At 61.9% G+C, this 15114-nt stretch carries 15 protein-coding genes and 1 tRNA gene; 13 read left to right on the top strand and 3 right to left on the bottom strand.

Translation table 11 applies throughout. From position 1 onward, the window contains the following. Positions 1 to 85: 85 nt before the first annotated feature. From N5P29_RS12370 to N5P29_RS12335, 8 genes are all read left to right on the top strand, one after another. The gene (locus N5P29_RS12370; RefSeq protein ID WP_144659084.1) at positions 86 to 505 is read left to right on the top strand and encodes a DUF3052 domain-containing protein; all 420 of its coding nucleotides are present in this window, start codon (positions 86 to 88) and stop codon (positions 503 to 505) included. After that, positions 502 to 1005: a peroxiredoxin gene (locus tag N5P29_RS12365; protein ID WP_262275236.1), complete on the top strand. Its 504-nt coding sequence runs from the start codon at positions 502 to 504 to the stop codon at positions 1003 to 1005. Before N5P29_RS12370 ends, N5P29_RS12365 begins: the two co-directional genes overlap by 4 nt. 23 nt (positions 1006 to 1028) lie before the next feature. Beyond that, positions 1029 to 1958, top strand: coding sequence for an NAD-dependent protein deacetylase (locus N5P29_RS12360; RefSeq protein ID WP_410007872.1), 930 nt, complete (start codon positions 1029 to 1031; stop codon positions 1956 to 1958). Positions 1959 to 2024: 66 nt separating this feature from the next. Beyond that, positions 2025 to 2097 (top strand) — tRNA-Val (locus tag N5P29_RS12355). A 105-nt stretch (positions 2098 to 2202) separates the two neighbouring features. Next, positions 2203 to 2493 carry a hypothetical protein gene (locus N5P29_RS12350; protein ID WP_262275234.1) on the top strand — a complete coding sequence of 97 codons (291 nt, stop codon included), beginning with the start codon at positions 2203 to 2205 and terminating at the stop codon, positions 2491 to 2493. Between the two features lie 206 nt (positions 2494 to 2699). After that, positions 2700 to 3494, top strand: coding sequence for an IclR family transcriptional regulator (locus tag N5P29_RS12345; protein WP_262275233.1), 795 nt, complete (start codon positions 2700 to 2702; stop codon positions 3492 to 3494). Positions 3495 to 3623: 129 nt separating this feature from the next. After that, positions 3624 to 4982 carry an MFS transporter gene (locus N5P29_RS12340; protein WP_410007871.1) on the top strand — a complete coding sequence of 453 codons (1359 nt, stop codon included), beginning with the start codon at positions 3624 to 3626 and terminating at the stop codon, positions 4980 to 4982. Positions 4983 to 5143: 161 nt separating this feature from the next. Continuing rightward, complete coding sequence (locus N5P29_RS12335; protein WP_262275231.1) at positions 5144 to 7198, top strand: acyltransferase family protein; 2055 nt, start codon at positions 5144 to 5146, stop codon at positions 7196 to 7198. Between the two features lie 6 nt (positions 7199 to 7204). Here the strand turns inward: N5P29_RS12335 and N5P29_RS12330 are convergent, their stop codons facing one another. Continuing rightward, positions 7205 to 8272: a D-2-hydroxyacid dehydrogenase gene (locus N5P29_RS12330; RefSeq protein WP_262275230.1), complete on the bottom strand. Its 1068-nt coding sequence runs from the start codon at positions 8270 to 8272 to the stop codon at positions 7205 to 7207. A 70-nt stretch (positions 8273 to 8342) separates the two neighbouring features. Between N5P29_RS12330 and N5P29_RS12325 the strand changes: the two genes are divergently transcribed. The 3 genes from N5P29_RS12325 to N5P29_RS12315 all read left to right on the top strand — a co-directional run bounded on the left by N5P29_RS12325 (position 8343) and on the right by N5P29_RS12315 (position 11146). Continuing rightward, a complete protein-coding gene (locus N5P29_RS12325; RefSeq protein ID WP_262275229.1) occupies positions 8343 to 9257 on the top strand; it encodes an NAD(P)-dependent oxidoreductase in 915 nt (304 codons plus the stop codon). 69 nt (positions 9258 to 9326) lie between these two features. Next, entirely contained in the window at positions 9327 to 10097 is a 771-nt protein-coding gene (locus N5P29_RS12320) for an SDR family oxidoreductase (protein ID WP_262275228.1), read from the top strand. Further along, positions 10097 to 11146 (top strand): L-idonate 5-dehydrogenase, encoded by a 1050-nt coding sequence (locus N5P29_RS12315; RefSeq protein ID WP_262275227.1) that lies wholly within the window; start codon positions 10097 to 10099, stop codon positions 11144 to 11146. Before N5P29_RS12320 ends, N5P29_RS12315 begins: the two co-directional genes overlap by 1 nt. Here N5P29_RS12315 and N5P29_RS12310 read toward each other — a convergent pair. Continuing rightward, positions 11130 to 11876 (bottom strand): FadR/GntR family transcriptional regulator, encoded by a 747-nt coding sequence (locus N5P29_RS12310; protein WP_262275226.1) that lies wholly within the window; start codon positions 11874 to 11876, stop codon positions 11130 to 11132. The genes N5P29_RS12315 and N5P29_RS12310 overlap by 17 nt on opposite strands. Before the next feature lie 251 nt (positions 11877 to 12127). On the opposite strand from N5P29_RS12310, the gene gndA reads away from it, so the two are divergent. Together gndA and N5P29_RS12300 are read left to right on the top strand one after the other, a co-directional pair. Continuing rightward, on the top strand, positions 12128 to 13564 hold the full coding sequence (gndA, locus tag N5P29_RS12305) for an NADP-dependent phosphogluconate dehydrogenase (RefSeq protein ID WP_262275225.1): 1437 nt from the start codon (positions 12128 to 12130) through the stop codon (positions 13562 to 13564). 108 nt (positions 13565 to 13672) lie between these two features. Continuing rightward, entirely contained in the window at positions 13673 to 14512 is an 840-nt protein-coding gene (locus tag N5P29_RS12300) for an oxidoreductase (protein WP_262275224.1), read from the top strand. On the opposite strand, the gene epsC is transcribed toward N5P29_RS12300, so the two are convergent. Beyond that, positions 14509 to 15093 carry a serine O-acetyltransferase EpsC gene (gene epsC, locus N5P29_RS12295; RefSeq protein WP_144659071.1) on the bottom strand — a complete coding sequence of 195 codons (585 nt, stop codon included), beginning with the start codon at positions 15091 to 15093 and terminating at the stop codon, positions 14509 to 14511. The two genes, N5P29_RS12300 and epsC, sit on opposite strands and share 4 nt — an antisense overlap. Positions 15094 to 15114: the final 21 nt, after the last annotated feature.

Below are 15114 nucleotides of genomic sequence, written 5' to 3'. Positions count from 1 at the left end.
TGCCCTCCTGCAGGGACAATAGCTTGAAGCACGCGCCCAAAGGGTGTTGGCTGTTAGTAATGGAAGTCACTTCAAAGGAGGAAACGTGAGCGAGGCCGACGCCGCCACATCGGTAAATGTGGCGGAACGAATGGGTTTCAAAGATGGGGATCTGATTCAGGAGCTCGGCTACGACGACGACGTCGACTTCGACTTGCGTGACGATATTGAAGATGTCACGGGCTCCGAATTGCTGGATGAAGACGATCACGACGTCGTTGACGCAGTCATTTTTTGGTGGCGCGATGGCGATGGCGACCTTGTTGATGCCCTCATGGATTCGTTGACCACGCTTAAAGAAGGCGGCGTTGTCTGGGTCCTGACACCCAAGTCGGGAAGGGACAACTATGTTTCTCCCGCCGACATCCAGGACGCTGCACCTACCTCCGGCCTTCACCTGACGACTTCCGCCGGAGTTTCGAAGGACTGGAGCGCCACTCGCCTGGTGCCCAAGAAGAACAAATGACCGAAGTCCAGCAGGCCCCGGCTTCGGTCGGAGTTCCCCAAGCAGGGCAGCCTGCGCCGGATTTCGATTTGCTGAACCAATACGGTGAGCCGGTGCGCTTGTCGGACTACCGCGGCGTCAACGTGGTTGTCGTGTTTTTCCCCTTTGCCTTCTCCGGCATCTGCACCGGTGAGTTATGCGAGATCCGCGACAACATTGCCCAGTTCAAGGATTCGAACGCGACCGTGCTGGCAATTTCCGTCGACAGCAAGTTCGCCCAGCGGGCCTACGCGGAGCGCGAGGGTTTTGACTTCGATCTCCTGGCGGACTTCTGGCCGCACGGGGCTGTCGCCCGGGAGTACGGAGTGTTTGACGACGCCAGTGGAATGGCGTTGAGGGGCACGTTCATCATCGATGCCGCCGGTATAGTCCGATACGTCGTGGTCAACCCGCGGGGTAAAGCGAGGGACTTCGCAGAGTATCGGCGGGCGTTGGCTTCGTTGGTGGATCAAAGGCCATGACCAACCCCGGGCACGGAGTCGGAATGACGGGGTTTGCCAGCATGGCGCCCGTAGCTGACGTGCAACTCGATCCTCCGGAGCAGGAAGCCCTTGGTTCCGCTGTGGAGGTCCTGCAGGGCAAGCGCCTGGCAGTGCTGACTGGAGCCGGTTTGAGCACGGATTCCGGCATTCCGGATTACCGGGGGCCGGGGTCTGCACCGCGGAACCCCATGACGTACCAGGAATTCATCGGCAGCGAGGCCAACAGGCGTCGCTACTGGGCGCGCAACCACCTTGGTTGGTCCCATCTCCGGCATGCCGACCCCAATTCCGGCCACGCCGCCGTCGCCCTGATGGAACGGCGGGGCCTGATGACCGGCCTGATTACCCAAAACGTTGACAGGCTGCACGAGGACGCTGGAAGCGTCAACGTCGTTGACCTGCATGGTCGCTTCGACCAAGTGATCTGCCTTTCGCATGGACATACCTTCAGCCGGCAGTTGATTGCGGCGATCCTGGAGGAGATCAATCCTGGTTTTGTGGAAGCCGCGGTGGAATCCGGGCTGGTCGAGATGGCACCCGATGCCGACGCGACGGTTGAAGATCCTGAGCTCATCAAGTCGTTCGTCATGGCTGTGTGCCCCATCTGTGGCGGCATCCTGAAGCCCGACTTCGTCTACTTTGGCGAGAACGTCCCCAAGGATCGTGTCATGCGCGCCTATGCCATGGTTGACGACGCTGACGCACTCTTGGTGGCGGGGTCGTCGCTGACGGTGCAGAGCGGTCTTCGCTTTGTCCGCCATGCTTCGAAAGCAGAAAAGCCCGTAGTCATCATCAACAGGGGCAGCACCCGGGGAGATGGGTTCGCGACCGTAAAACTCGAACTCGGAGTCAGTGGTGCCTTGGGCTACTTGGCACGGGTTTTGCCGGACCTGCCCGAGGCCCGGGACTCGATTGGTGTTTCCGGCGGTTGATCATGTAGAGTCATTGTTCGTTGGTTGAAGCGCTAAGGAACATAAAGGGCGCGGAAACAACGATTTGGGTCTTTAGCTCAGCTGGTAGAGCGCCACGTTTACACCGTGGATGTCATCGGTTCGATCCCGGTAGGACCCACGAATGAAAAACCCGCTTCCATCCTTGGAAGCGGGTTTTTTGTTTCCTGTGAGCGGATATCCCGCACCCTTTTAATGTCAGTCCTACCCCCTACGGTTTCCTTCCATGGAGCACGTATACATCCGCACAACAGCCCACGGTGAGCCTGCCGTCGTCGTCAGGGGAGGGCGGGAGTGGAAGATTGCAGTTGAACCTGTCCGCTGGTTCGAAAGGATTCCCTGGTGGGAGGAGCGCAGGCGGATGCCCCGGGGAGCCGGGCGCGTGGATATTGAGGTCCTGCAGGTCCAGGTGCGCTTGGGTAACAACGTCCGGTCCGCTTTGGCCACGTGGGAATTGGTGCGTGACGGCTCGGGAGGGGGCTGGTGCCTGAGGGGCGAAGGGGTTGTGGCTGCTTGACGCCACCGAACCGGCACTGGCTGCGTCCGGAAATGGATGAGCTCTCCACCGCGACTATTGGGGGATGCCGCGGTGGAGAGCTCGAAAATGAATATACAGCCAACTTTTGGGTTTGAAAAGGCGACAGGTTCGTGTCGGCCGGCATGCCACTATGATGGGTATTGTTCAGTAGATTGAACACCTATTTGCAATGACGAAGGAGAATCATGGCCGATTCCCGCACCACCCGCTCCGAGGGCCTGGGCGCTTCGTCGCCTGCCCCCGCCGTGACCCGCGCTGCCGCAGTCCTTGAGGCCTTGGCTGATTCCCCTTCCGGACGCTTGACCCTCAGCGACCTGTCGCGGGAGCTCGGCATTCCCAAGTCTTCGACGTCGAACCTGCTGCTGGCGCTCGAGGAAGCGCGCCTGATTACCAGGCAGGGTGCCGACTTCGCCTTGGGTCGAAAGCTGGTGGAGCTGGGGGCGGCATACCTCAGCCGCCTCGACGAGGTGCAGGAGTTCTACAAGTACTGCGAGCAGGCTCCGACGCTCTCCGGAGAGACGGTACGGATTGCCATGCTCGACGGCGACCACGTCATCTACCTGGCGCGTTACGAAGGCCACCCGGCTGTCAGGCTGACCTCGAACATCGGAGACAAAATGCCGGTGTCGCTGTGCAGCGTTGGCAAGGCGTTGTTGGGGCAACTGCACGATCACGATATCGAGGCCATGTTTCCGGACGGCATGGAGCTGCCCACCATGACCGCCAACTCCCTGAAGACAGCCGAGCAACTCAAAGCCCAGATCGCCACCATCCGTAAACAGGGCTTTGCGTTCGAGGATGAAGAGTCGACGGTGGGCGTCGTTTGCCTCGCTGTTCCCGTGCCCACCCACGGGGCCCACGGACCGAGTCTTGGCCTGTCGGTTACCGCCCTGAAGGCAACCTACTCGGAAGAGCAAGGGGCCCTCATGGTCAAGGAACTCAAGGAGTTGGCCCGTTCCCTGGGCAACCCAATGGGCTGATCATCATAAATCTGATTTTAATCTTGGCAAGGCGTTCAGCAAGCTGTACTCTGTTCATCATAGTGATCTTGGCGGTGATGCCATCACTATCTCACGGGGCCAACGGGGGCCCGGTGTGATTTTGAGGGAGTGCTTGTGACAACTCGTACTAAGACAAAGTTCGCAGCTGATGCTGACGAAGCCGTCGTCGAACCGGAGCAGCTGCGGCGCGCTACGCTGGCCAGCTCGGTGGGCTCGGCTCTGGAGTACTACGACTTCTACATCTACGGCCTTGCGTCGGCCCTGATCTTCGGTCCGCTGTTCTTCTCGCCGCTGGGGGAGAGTGGAGCGCTGATCGCCTCATTTGCAACCTATGGAGTGGGTTTTGCTGCCAGGCCGTTCGGCGGCATTTTCTTCGGTTACATCGGCGACAAGTTCGGCCGGAAGACGGTCCTTCTTCTCACCATTGGAATGATGGGCCTCGCGAGTTTTGCCATTGGCCTTTTGCCTACGTTTGAGCAAGCGGGAATGCTTGGGGCAGTTCTTCTGGTCACGCTTCGTATCATTCAGGGTCTTGGGGCCGGTGCAGAGCAAGCCGGTGCCACTACATTGATTTCAGAAGTTGCCCCTCCCAGGCGCCGTGGCTACTTCGCCTCCTTGCCTTTTGTTGGCATCCAACTGGGGACGCTGCTTGGCGCCGGAACTTTCGCGGTACTTCAGCTCGCCGACAAAGACGCCTTTGAGGGCTGGTTGTGGCGCGTGCCGTTCCTGGCCAGCTTTATCCTGATCATCGTGGCCGTCTTCATCCGTCTCCGGCTTAAGGAAACGCCGGTCTTTCAAGAACTCGAAAAGCACAAGAATGTAGTCAAAAACCCGGTCGGGGAGCTGTGGAAGCATTCACGGAAAAACGTACTGGTCGGGATCGGGTTGCGGATGGGCGAAAACGGAAACTCGTCAATCTACTCTGCGCTGTTGATCTCCTTCATGTCCGTCAAAGAAGGCGTCTTCCCGGGCGATAAGTTCATTGGGCCTGTTGGCTTGTTGATCGCCGCAGGTTTCGCCGCTGTCATGGTTGTAACATTTGGTGCGCTGTCTGATCGCTTTGGGCGGGTGAGGGTATACCGCTACGGCGCCCTGTTCCAGGCAATCATTGCTGTTCCTGCTTTTTACCTGGTCACGCTCGGCAACGTCACGCTGGTGTGGGTGGTCATGGTTGTCGGCATAGCGCTCGGTGTTCAATCAATGCTTGGGCCCCAGTGTGCGCTGCTGCCTGAGCTCTTTGGTTCCCAATACCGCTTTACAGGTGTTGCCCTGAGCCGAGAGCTGTCAGCCGTTATGGCGGGAGGCTTGGTTCCGGTCGTGGGAGCAATCCTCCTGGCTGCTACCAACCACTCCTGGCTGGTGCTCGCCATCTACTCGCTGGTCTTGGCCCTGATCTCGTTCGTCACCACGTTCTTCACGCCGGAGACGGCCGGACGCGACCTCGTCAGCACGGAAGACGCTGAATAGACGGCGACACCGTCCCGGACGGAGCCCGCACGGCGCCCCTCCCTCAGGAGGGGCGCCGTGCTGTTTCTTTTAACCCATGGTTGTGCACAGGCTTTGGCCCGGGGTGCTGGAAATTTGGAAGGCGCGGTGCAGAATTGGTGCAGCGATAGAGGAGCGTGTCCATGACGGCAACCAAGGGCGTGGCATCGCCGGAAAGCCCCGGGCTGGTCCGGCGCGCCAGTGGCACCAGGTTTCGTCCGGAAATCCAGGGACTCCGTTCGCTGGCCGTGCTCATGGTGGTGTCCTACCACATCTGGTTTGGCAGGGTTTCGGGAGGCGTGGACGTCTTCCTGTTGATTTCGGCATTCCTGATGACACTCCAGTTCGTCAACCGCTACGAGGAGTCGCGGCCGGTATCACTGGTTCGGCACTGGCTGCACTTGTTCTGGCGGCTGCTGCCCGCCGTCGTCGTTGTCCTGACGGGCACCTTGGCGGCGACCTTCATGATTGTCCCCAGGACCCGGTGGACGGAGATCGTCAACCAGGCGTGGGCATCGCTTTTCTACGTCCAGAACTGGCTGCTCCAGCGGCAGGTAGTCAACTACTATGCCGCTGACCACAGCCTGGCCAGTCCCATGCAGCACTTTTGGTCCTTGTCCATCCAAGGACAGGTCTTCATCCTCTGGCCGGCGATCTTCGTTGCCGCAGCCTTGGTCTGCCGCAGGACCGGCTTGCGCTACCGGACGGTGTTGCTCTGCGTCTTCGGGCTGATTTTCGTCGCGTCGCTGGGCTACTCAATCTATTTCACCGCCGCCCACCAGGAACTGGCCTACTTCGACACTTTTGCCCGGCTATGGGAATTCGCGCTGGGCACCCTGGTTGGCTTGCTGCTTCCCTTCCTGCGTCCGGGGCGGGCTCTGGCAACGGCGCTGGGTTGGACGGGCGTGGCTGCAATGCTCAGCTGCGGCATGATCCTTCAAGTCCGGACGGCGTTTCCGGGTTTTGTGGCGCTGTGGCCCACCCTGGCGGCCGTGGCTGTCATCATTGCCGGTCAGACGGGAAGCCGTTTCGGCGTCGACCGGATCCTGTCATCGAAGGTGTTGGTGGGGCTCGGGGCCAACTCGTATGCGCTGTACCTGTGGCACTGGCCGCTGTTGGTGATCACCCTGGTATGGATCGGCGAAGACCAGGCGGATGCCTTTACTGGCGCTTTGATTGTGGCCGTGTCCCTCTTGTTGGCCTACCTGACCACGAGGTTCGTCGAGCGGCCATTGCGGTCGTGGAGGTGGCCTGAAGCAAAGCGGCGCCGCCTGGCGGTCTCCGTCCTTGTGTGCCTGACGGTGGCTGCCACTCCCATGGCGTGGTTCGGGTATCAGCAGGAGGTGGAGAAAAACGCGATTGCCGGCCAGGATTCCGAAGACAACCCCGGCGCCAGGGCTTTGCTGCCCGGCTATGTCAACCGCGTCGGAAAGGATGCGAGGACGCTGCCTACCCCGGAGCAGTTGCCGGCGGACTGGGGGAAGCTCGATGGGCCCTGCTCAGGTGAGCTTCGGCCACAGGACCCGGTGCTGTTTGCAGAGTGTTTGCAGAACGACGTCGGTGCAAATGCGGACAAGACCATCTTCGTCGTAGGGCAGTCGCATTCCCTGCAATGGCTTGGGGCCATCGGCCCCATTGCCAAGGAGCGCAACTGGCGGGTCCAGGCCATCACCTTCGGCGCATGCCCCTTCATGACCCAGACGGATGAAGTCGGAGATGATTGCAACGCTTTCAACCGGAAGGTCCGTGAGCATATCCGCCTCCACCATCCGGATGCGGTCTTCCTCGTTGGCACAGCCGCCGTGCCGGATTCTCCCGACGAGGATCTGACCTGGGGGCTGGAGGAGTTGGTTGGGGAGATCACCGATCAGGGCGTGGAGGTCATTGCCATGCGTGACAACCCGCGCTTTTCCTTCAGCCCCAGCGAATGTGCCATGGCTTCAGGGGTCGATAACCCGCGTTGCCGCCCTGCATTGTCTTCCGTGCTTGCCGCCACCAATCCGCTTGACCAGCTGGAGGGAAACTTCACGGGCCTGTCCATCCTGGACATGACGGACCTGATCTGTGACGGTGCATCCTGCCCGGGGATCATTGGCAATGTCTATGTGTACCTGGACGATAACCACCTCTCGAGCACTTACACCAGGAGCATGGCCGATGCACTGTCCGAGAGGTGGCTCAACGCCACTGGGTGGTAGTCCGGCCTAGTAGAAGTGGACCGGGTCCACCAGGTGGGGGAGTTCACCGCCGTCGAGGAAGATGCGCAGGTTGCTGCAGAAGCGTTCGGCGATCAGCCGGTTCTCCGCCGTACTGAGCGCGGAAGTATGCGGGGAGACCAGGACCTTGGGGTGGTTCCACAGCGGACTCTCCCGCGGCAGGGGTTCGACGGCAAAAACGTCAAGGCATGCGTACCCTACCTGGCCGTTGTCGAGTGCTTCGAGCAAGGCGTCTTCGTCCACGACCGTTCCGCGTCCCACGTTGACGAAAACCGTTCCGGGCTTCATGGCAGAGAAGATGTCCTTATTGAACAACTTTTCTGTGTAGGGCGTTCCGGGAAGGGTGTTAACCACGGCGTCGGCGTCGGCCACCAATGCTGCGAGGCCGTCGTTGTTGGTGACTTCCTCGATTCCTTCAATGGCACTTACGTTGCGTTTGGTGCCGCTGACCCTCATGCCCAGGGCACGTGCAATGCGGGCAGTTTCCATGCCGATTTCACCGAGGCCGGCAATGACTACCTTGGAGCCGTTGGCCAGCTTGGTGGGCGTACGAAGCTCGGGCCAAACCTTGGCGGCTTGGTCCTTGGCCATCTCCGCGCTGCGCTTGAAGCCGTTCAGGATTCCGAACGCCGAGATTTCCGCCAGGGGCAGGGCGTGGACGCCGGCCGAGGTGGTGACCTGGAATTTGCGCAGCGTTTCGGTGTCCAGGCCAGAGGCCTTCACGGCGCCGCCGGCCCCTGCTGCCATGGCGTGGATCCACTGCAGGTGCGGGTTGCTGTTGGCGATACGCGCCAGTCCCGCTGGGCTTTCATTGGGAAAGCCGTACAGGATCTGGGCGCGGTCCAGCATCGCCCAGTAGCGTTCTTCCTGCTCCGGCGTCCTCGTGAAGGCGGGATCACCTGCGTGGTCCGCCGGGAACCGCTCCGGGGGGAGGAGCTCGGGTTCGTAGAGAACCGTTACGGAAGGGTCCACAGCGCGGATCTGCTCTACGTACTCAGCTTCGAGCGGTACAGCGATGGCGATGGTAAGTTCATCAGTCGTCATAGTGTTCATCATACTGAATGACGGCTAGGATATTGAACAGAATTTCCTTGGATGACCACAACGAAGTGAGGTGTTACCAGCCATGACCACCCAACGAGTGGGTTTCGTGGGCTTGGGCCTGATGGGAGCTCCCATGGCCTCGAACATTGCCGCCGCCGGATTGAACGTCACCGCCTGGAACCGCTCCGACGCTGCCTTTGACGCACTTCCCGGCGTCAAGCGTGCTGCCTCTGTCGCCGCGTTGCGGGATGAAGATGTCATCATTTTCATGCTGCCGGACCTTCCGTTCATCGAAGATGCGGCCACGGACTTGCTGGAGTCCTGGCGGAGCCGCGCACCCCGCCCGGGTACCGCCGTCGTCGTCATGAGCAGCGTTTCACCCACGGAAGTCCAGCGCTTCGGCGAAAGTGTCCAGGAGGCAAGCGGCGGCAACGCCGTGGTGGTGGACGCCCCCGTCAGTGGGGGAACGACAGGGGCGCGCAGCGGAACGCTGGCCATCATGGTGGGGGCATCCGTTGACTGCTTTGACCAGCTTGAACCACTTTTCAGGACCATGGGAACCACCGTCAGGCGGATGGGCCCACTGGGTGCGGGGTCCCTCGCCAAGGCGTGCAACCAGTTGATCGTCGGAACCACGACGGCGGCACTCGCCGAAGCGGCCGAACTCGCCGAACGCTCCGGAATGGAGGTGGAGGCGCTCTTCGAGGTGCTCTCCGGGGGACTGGCGGGCAGCAGGGTGCTCGAGAACGTAGGTCCACGCCTGGCTGCAAAGGATTATGCACCCACAGGTCCGGCCAAGTTCATGCACAAGGACCTCGGCTTCGTCCTGGCCAGTGCAGCCGCCGCCGGCTCCGCAGTGCCCATGGCGTCTGCGGCAATCGACCTGTACGCAGAACTCAAACGCCAGGGCCTCGGGGACCAGGACCTCGCCGTCGTACGTCAGGCCATCGCCAACCTGAGCGGCACACTGGACGCTACCACCTCCACAATCCACTGAGGCCACCGACACTGAGCAATCCACTACAAACCGAACCGGCGCAACCAAAGAAGGAATGACAGACACACCATGAGCGCACTTTTTGATCTGACCGGCCGGGTGGCCTTGGTCACCGGCTCGAGCAGGGGAATAGGCAACGCCCTTGCCCGGGGTCTCGCGGATGCGGGGGCGACGGTAGTTCTTAACGGCATCAACACCGAACGCCTGGAGGCAGCGCGTGAGGCCATGTCTTCGCAGTACCCCGAGGGCAGGGTCCACAGCCGCGCCTTCGACGTCACCGATGCCGATTCAGCCGCTGAAGGGGTCGCCTGGGTGGAGCAGAACGTTGGACCGTTGGACATCCTGGTGAACAACGCAGGCATCCAGCACCGGGTGCCCATGCTGGACCTGGACGTCAAGGACTGGGAGCGGGTCATCACGACGGACCTCACCAGCGCCTTCCTGGTGGGTCGGGAGGCCGCCCGCCACATGATTCCCCGCGGACGGGGCAAGATCATCAACATTTGCTCCGTCCAGACAGACCTGGCCCGTCCCACCATCGCGCCCTACGTCGCGGCCAAGGGCGGGTTGCGGAACCTGACCCGTGCCATGACAGCTGAGTGGGCGTCCTCCGGCCTGCAGATCAACGGCATCGCGCCGGGCTACATCCACACCGAAATGACCCAGAACCTGGTGGATGACCAGGACTTCAACTCCTGGATCCTTGGCCGTACTCCGGCGAACAGGTGGGGTACGACAGCCGACCTCGCCGGACCGACGGTGTGGCTCGCATCCCAGGCCTCGAACTTCGTGAACGGCCAGACGATCTTCGTTGATGGCGGAATGACGGTGGTGGTCTGATGAGCACCGATCTTCCTGCTTCGGGTCCGGCAGTGGTCGCCCACGGCAAAGGTGACTTGCGTATCGAGGACATTCCGCTGACGCCGCCTTCAGCCGATGAGTCCGTCGTGGAGATTGCCTACGGCGGAATCTGCGGTTCGGACCTCCACTACTGGTTGCACGGGGCGGCCGGAGAATCCATCCTCAAAGAGCCCATGGTGCTCGGCCACGAAATCGTTGGCGTGGTTGTCCGGCAGGCGGCTGACGGAACCGGCCCGGCAGCAGGAACGCCCGTGGCGGTCCATCCCGCGACGCCGGCACCCGGAGACGCCAGGTACCCGCAGGACCGCCCGAACCTCTCACCGGGATGCACCTACCTGGGCAGTGCGGCACGCTATCCCCATACGGATGGTGCCTTCAGCCGCTACGCAAACCTGCCCACAAGGATGCTTCGCCCTCTGCCAGCGAACCTGGATCTTCGAACCGCTGCGCTGGTGGAACCGGCCAGCGTTGCCTGGCACGCGGTTTCCCGTGCGGGTGATGTCGAGGGGAAGACCGCACTGGTCATCGGCAGCGGCCCCATCGGGGCCCTCTCGGTCGCCGTCCTGAAACGCGCGGGCGCGGCCCGGATTGTCGCCGTCGACATGCATGACAAACCATTGGAAATCGCCCGCTCCGTTGGTGCCCACCACGTCCTCAAGGGAGACGATGCCGAGGCCATCGCAGCGGTGGACGCCGACGTCGTCATTGAATCCTCAGGCAGCCACTACGGCCTTGCCTCGGCCATCAAGGGTGCCACGCGCGGTGGCAAGGTGGTGATGGTGGGGTTGCTGCCGTCCGGACCGCAGCCGGTGTTCATCTCCCTGGCCATCACGCGGGAGCTGGAGTTGCTGGGCTCGTTCCGTTTCAATGACGAGATCGACGATGTCATCGCGGCACTGGCCGACGGCTCCCTGTACGTGGATCCCGTGGTGACGCATGAATTCGACCTCGCCCACGGCCTGGAGGCGTTCGAGGTTGCCAGGAACTCCGCCGGGTCCGGCAAGGTGTTGCTTAGCTTCCGGGAGTAGCCGGTTTCTGTGCAACAGGGACGAAGACGCGGGGCTGGTCGTCCCAACTGGGTGCCAGCTCCGCGATCGTCTGCCGCATGATCTTGGCCGCTGCCTCGCGGGCCAAGGTGCCATCACCGTCATCAATCGCATGAGCCACGTCCATGTGCCACTGGAGCGCTTCCTTTTGTGGATGCTCCGGCATCAGGCCATGAACGGTCCGGCCCGTGAGGGTTTCGGTGACCTGTCCGATCAGGTTGGCGAACATTTCGTTGCCCGAACCGGACAGCACCAGGGCGTGGAAGCGGATATCGAGGTCAAGGAACGTTGCCATGTCCCCGGCGTCGCCGGCCTGTTTCATCGCCAGCGAGATACCCACCAGCTCTTGCCGGAGGCTCTCGGGCGCATTGCCTGCGGCAAGCTCGGCAGCTACGGGCTCGACGGCGGAACGCAACTCGGCCAACGACCGCAACTGCGCGCCACGGCCGTCGCCGGCCAACCGCCAGCGAATGACCAAAGGATCAAACGGATTCCAGCGATGCGCGGGCAGGACCCGGATGCCAACCCGCTTGATGGTTTCCACGAGCCCGAGTGATTGGAGGACACGCACGGCTTCACGCACCACGGACCGTGAGACGTTGAGTTCATCTTCCAGGTGCTCAGCCAACATCACGTGGCCCGAGGGAAGGGCGCCACCCACAATCCGGGTTCCCAAATGCTCAATGGCGCGGTGGTGAAGGCTCGTTGACATAGAGGTAAGCATAATGGCGCGGGAAGGTCCAGGTGCGGGCAGTGGTGCCCCGGAGCTGTCCGGGCCGCCGTGTCGGGGCGCGGACATCATAGACTGTTTATGACGCGGCAGCTTCCACAACGTGGGCGCCGCTTTCCCGCCCAAGGTTTTAATACGTATGGTTTATTTCAGCCCCTGGTTTTGAAATCGCTTCCTGCGTGTCCCCTGAGGGTACGTTGGGACTGTTTGTACACGAACGAATTGGAGTTTTGATGTCAGCACACATCGGTGTCACCGGCCTTGCGGTGATGGGCGCCAACCTGGCCCGCAACCTCGCACGCAACGGCTTCACCGTGGCTCTCCACAACCGCTCCGTGGAAAAGACCGACGCCCTGCTGGAAAAGCACGGCTCGGAAGGCGACTTCATCCGCACGGAAACGCTGCAGGAACTCGTCGACTCCCTCGAAAAGCCGCGCCGCGTCCTCATCATGGTCAAGGCAGGTGCCCCGGTCGACAACGTGATCGAGCAGCTGGAACCGCTTCTTGAAGCCGGCGACATCATCATCGACGCCGGAAACTCGCACTACGAGGACACCCGCCGCCGCGAAGCCGCGCTGGCCAAGAAGGACCTTCACTTCGTAGGCGTCGGTGTCTCCGGTGGGGAAGAGGGCGCACTGAACGGCCCGTCCATCATGCCCGGCGGCTCCCGCGAGTCCTACGACGCCCTCGGCCCGTTGCTGGAGAAGATTTCCGCCAAAGTCGACGGCGAGCCCTGCTGCGCATGGATCGGCACCGACGGCGCCGGCCACTTCGTCAAGATGGTCCACAACGGCATTGAATACGCCGACATGCAGGTCATCGGCGAGGCCTTCGACCTCCTCCGCTCCGGTGCGGGCATCGAGCCTGCCGAGCAGTCCAAGATCTTCGCTGAGTGGAACAAGGGCGAGCTGTCCTCCTTCCTCATCGAGATCTCCGCTGAGGTCCTCGGCCACGTGGACGCCAAGACGGGCAAGCCCTTCGTGGACGTCGTCGTAGACGCAGCCGGCCAGAAGGGTACCGGACGCTGGACCGTCATCTCCGCCCTCGAACTCGGATCGCCTGTCTCGGGCATCGCGGAGTCTGTCTTCGCCCGCGCACTGTCCTCCCAGACCGAGCAGCGCAAGCTCGGCCAGGAACTGCTGGCCGGCGAGGAAGCTTCCGTCGAGATCCCGGAAACGTTCGTTGAGGATGTCCGTCAGGCCCTGTACGCCTCCAAGCTGGTCTCCTACGCCCAGGGCCTGGACATGCTGACCTCCGCTGCCAAGGAGTACGGCTGGGACCTCAAGCTGGACGAGATCGCTTCCTTGTGGCGCGCAGGCTGCATCATCCGTGCCGAACTGCTCAAGGACATCACCAAGGCCTACGCTGCTGACGAGAAGCCCGCCAACCTGCTGTTCGCTCCGGCCTTCACCAAGGCCATCGCGGACGCTCTCCCGGCCTGGCGCCGCGTTGTCGCTACTGCCGTGCAGCTCGGTATTCCGGTTCCGGTCTTCTCCTCGTCGCTGGCGTACTACGACGGCCTCCGCCGCAAGCGCGTTGCCGCTGCCTTGATCCAGGGCCAGCGCGACCTCTTCGGCGCACACACCTACGGTCGAGTGGACACCGAAGGCACCTTCCACACCCTCTGGGGCGAAGACAAGTCCGAAATCTCGGCAGTCGACACCCACTAGCACCACCAACTGCAAAGGCCGGTTCCTCCCCATTAGGCTGGGAGGGGCCGGCCTTTGCCGTACGGAGTTCCCGTTAGGAGTCGAGGCCGCCAGCAAAGGAATGGTGCCATGGCACCCCGCGTCGCGCTGGTCACGGGAGCTTCCACAGGAATCGGCTTCGAAACAGCCTTGGCCCTGAATGCCGCGGGCTTCACCGTCTACGCAGGGGCGCGCAGGGTTGAGTTGATGGAGCCGCTCAAGGAACACGGCATTTTCGTGGTGTCGCTGGATGTGACTTCAGAGGAGTCAATGACCCTGGCGGTAGCCGAGGTGGAAGCTGCCCATGGGCACGTCGATGTCCTGGTCAACAATGCCGGCTATGGATCCTACGGCTCACTTGAGGAAGTCCCTTTGGCCGAGGGACGGCGGCAGTTCGACGTCAATGTCATGGGGCTTGCGAGGATGACCCAATTGGTGATCCCCGGGATGCGGAGTGCCCGGACAGGCCGGATCATCAACGTCACGTCCATCGGAGGGAAGATCTACGAGCCCCTAGGCGCCTGGTATCACGGCACCAAGTTCGCAGTGGAGGGCATCAGCGACTCGCTGCGCCTGGAACTGAAACCGCACGGCATCGACGTTGTAATAATTGAACCTTCGGGGACCAATACCGAATGGGGCACCATAGCGGGCGAGGGCTTGCTGGCCACTTCGGGCGACGGTCCGTATGCCGATCAGGCGCACATTGTGGCGGCAGCCCTGGCATCAACGTCCGGCCAAGGGCATGTCCTCTCCACCCCGGCGCCGGTGGTGGCCAAGACCATAGTTCGTGCTGCAACGGCGAAACGCCCTGGTACCCGCTACCCGGTGGGTAGGGGCGCCTGGGGCGTTCTGGCCATGAGAAGGATTCTGCCGGACCGCGTGTTTGACGCCGTCTTCCTGAACTTCTACAAGAGGTTGGCCGGCTAGATCCGGTATTCGATGTAGTACTCTGCCGGATCCACGGCGGGTTTGGTCTCTGACCGTGCGTCGCGGTGCCGCCACGTCGCAGGGATGCCCGTGATGATTGACTCCGGGGGAGCGTCTTTGACCACAACTGCATTTGCCCCGACTGCGCTGTCCGCTCCGATGGTGATGGGGCCGAGAACCTTTGCGCCGGCACCGATCGTGACGCGGTCACCAATGGTGGGGTGGCGCTTGACCTTGGCCAATGAACGGCCCCCGAGGGTAACACCGTGATAGATCATCACGTCGTCGCCGATCTCGGACGTCTCACCGATGACAACGCCCATCCCGTGGTCGATGAAGAACCTGCGGCCAATCGTGGCGCCGGGGTGGATTTCGATGCCGGTCAGGAACCTGGCGAGTTGCGAAATCAGGCGCGCAGGAAACCTTAGTGCCGGGTTCTGCCAGAGCTTATGGGTGACACGGTGCGCCCAAATGGCATGCAAGCCCGAGTAAGCGAAAAAGTTCTCGAAAGAGCCTCGCGCCGCCGGGTCGTGGGACCGGGCGGCGTCGAGGTCTTCCTTAAGTCTTGCGAAGAAGCTCACAAAGACCTTTCTACAGGAAAT

It is taken from the genome of Paenarthrobacter sp. JL.01a (genome assembly GCF_025452095.1).
Taxonomy (GTDB): Bacteria; Actinomycetota; Actinomycetes; order Actinomycetales; family Micrococcaceae; genus Arthrobacter.
Note: the sequence above shows the minus strand (reverse complement) of the source record. Positions and strands in the feature narration are given on the sequence as shown.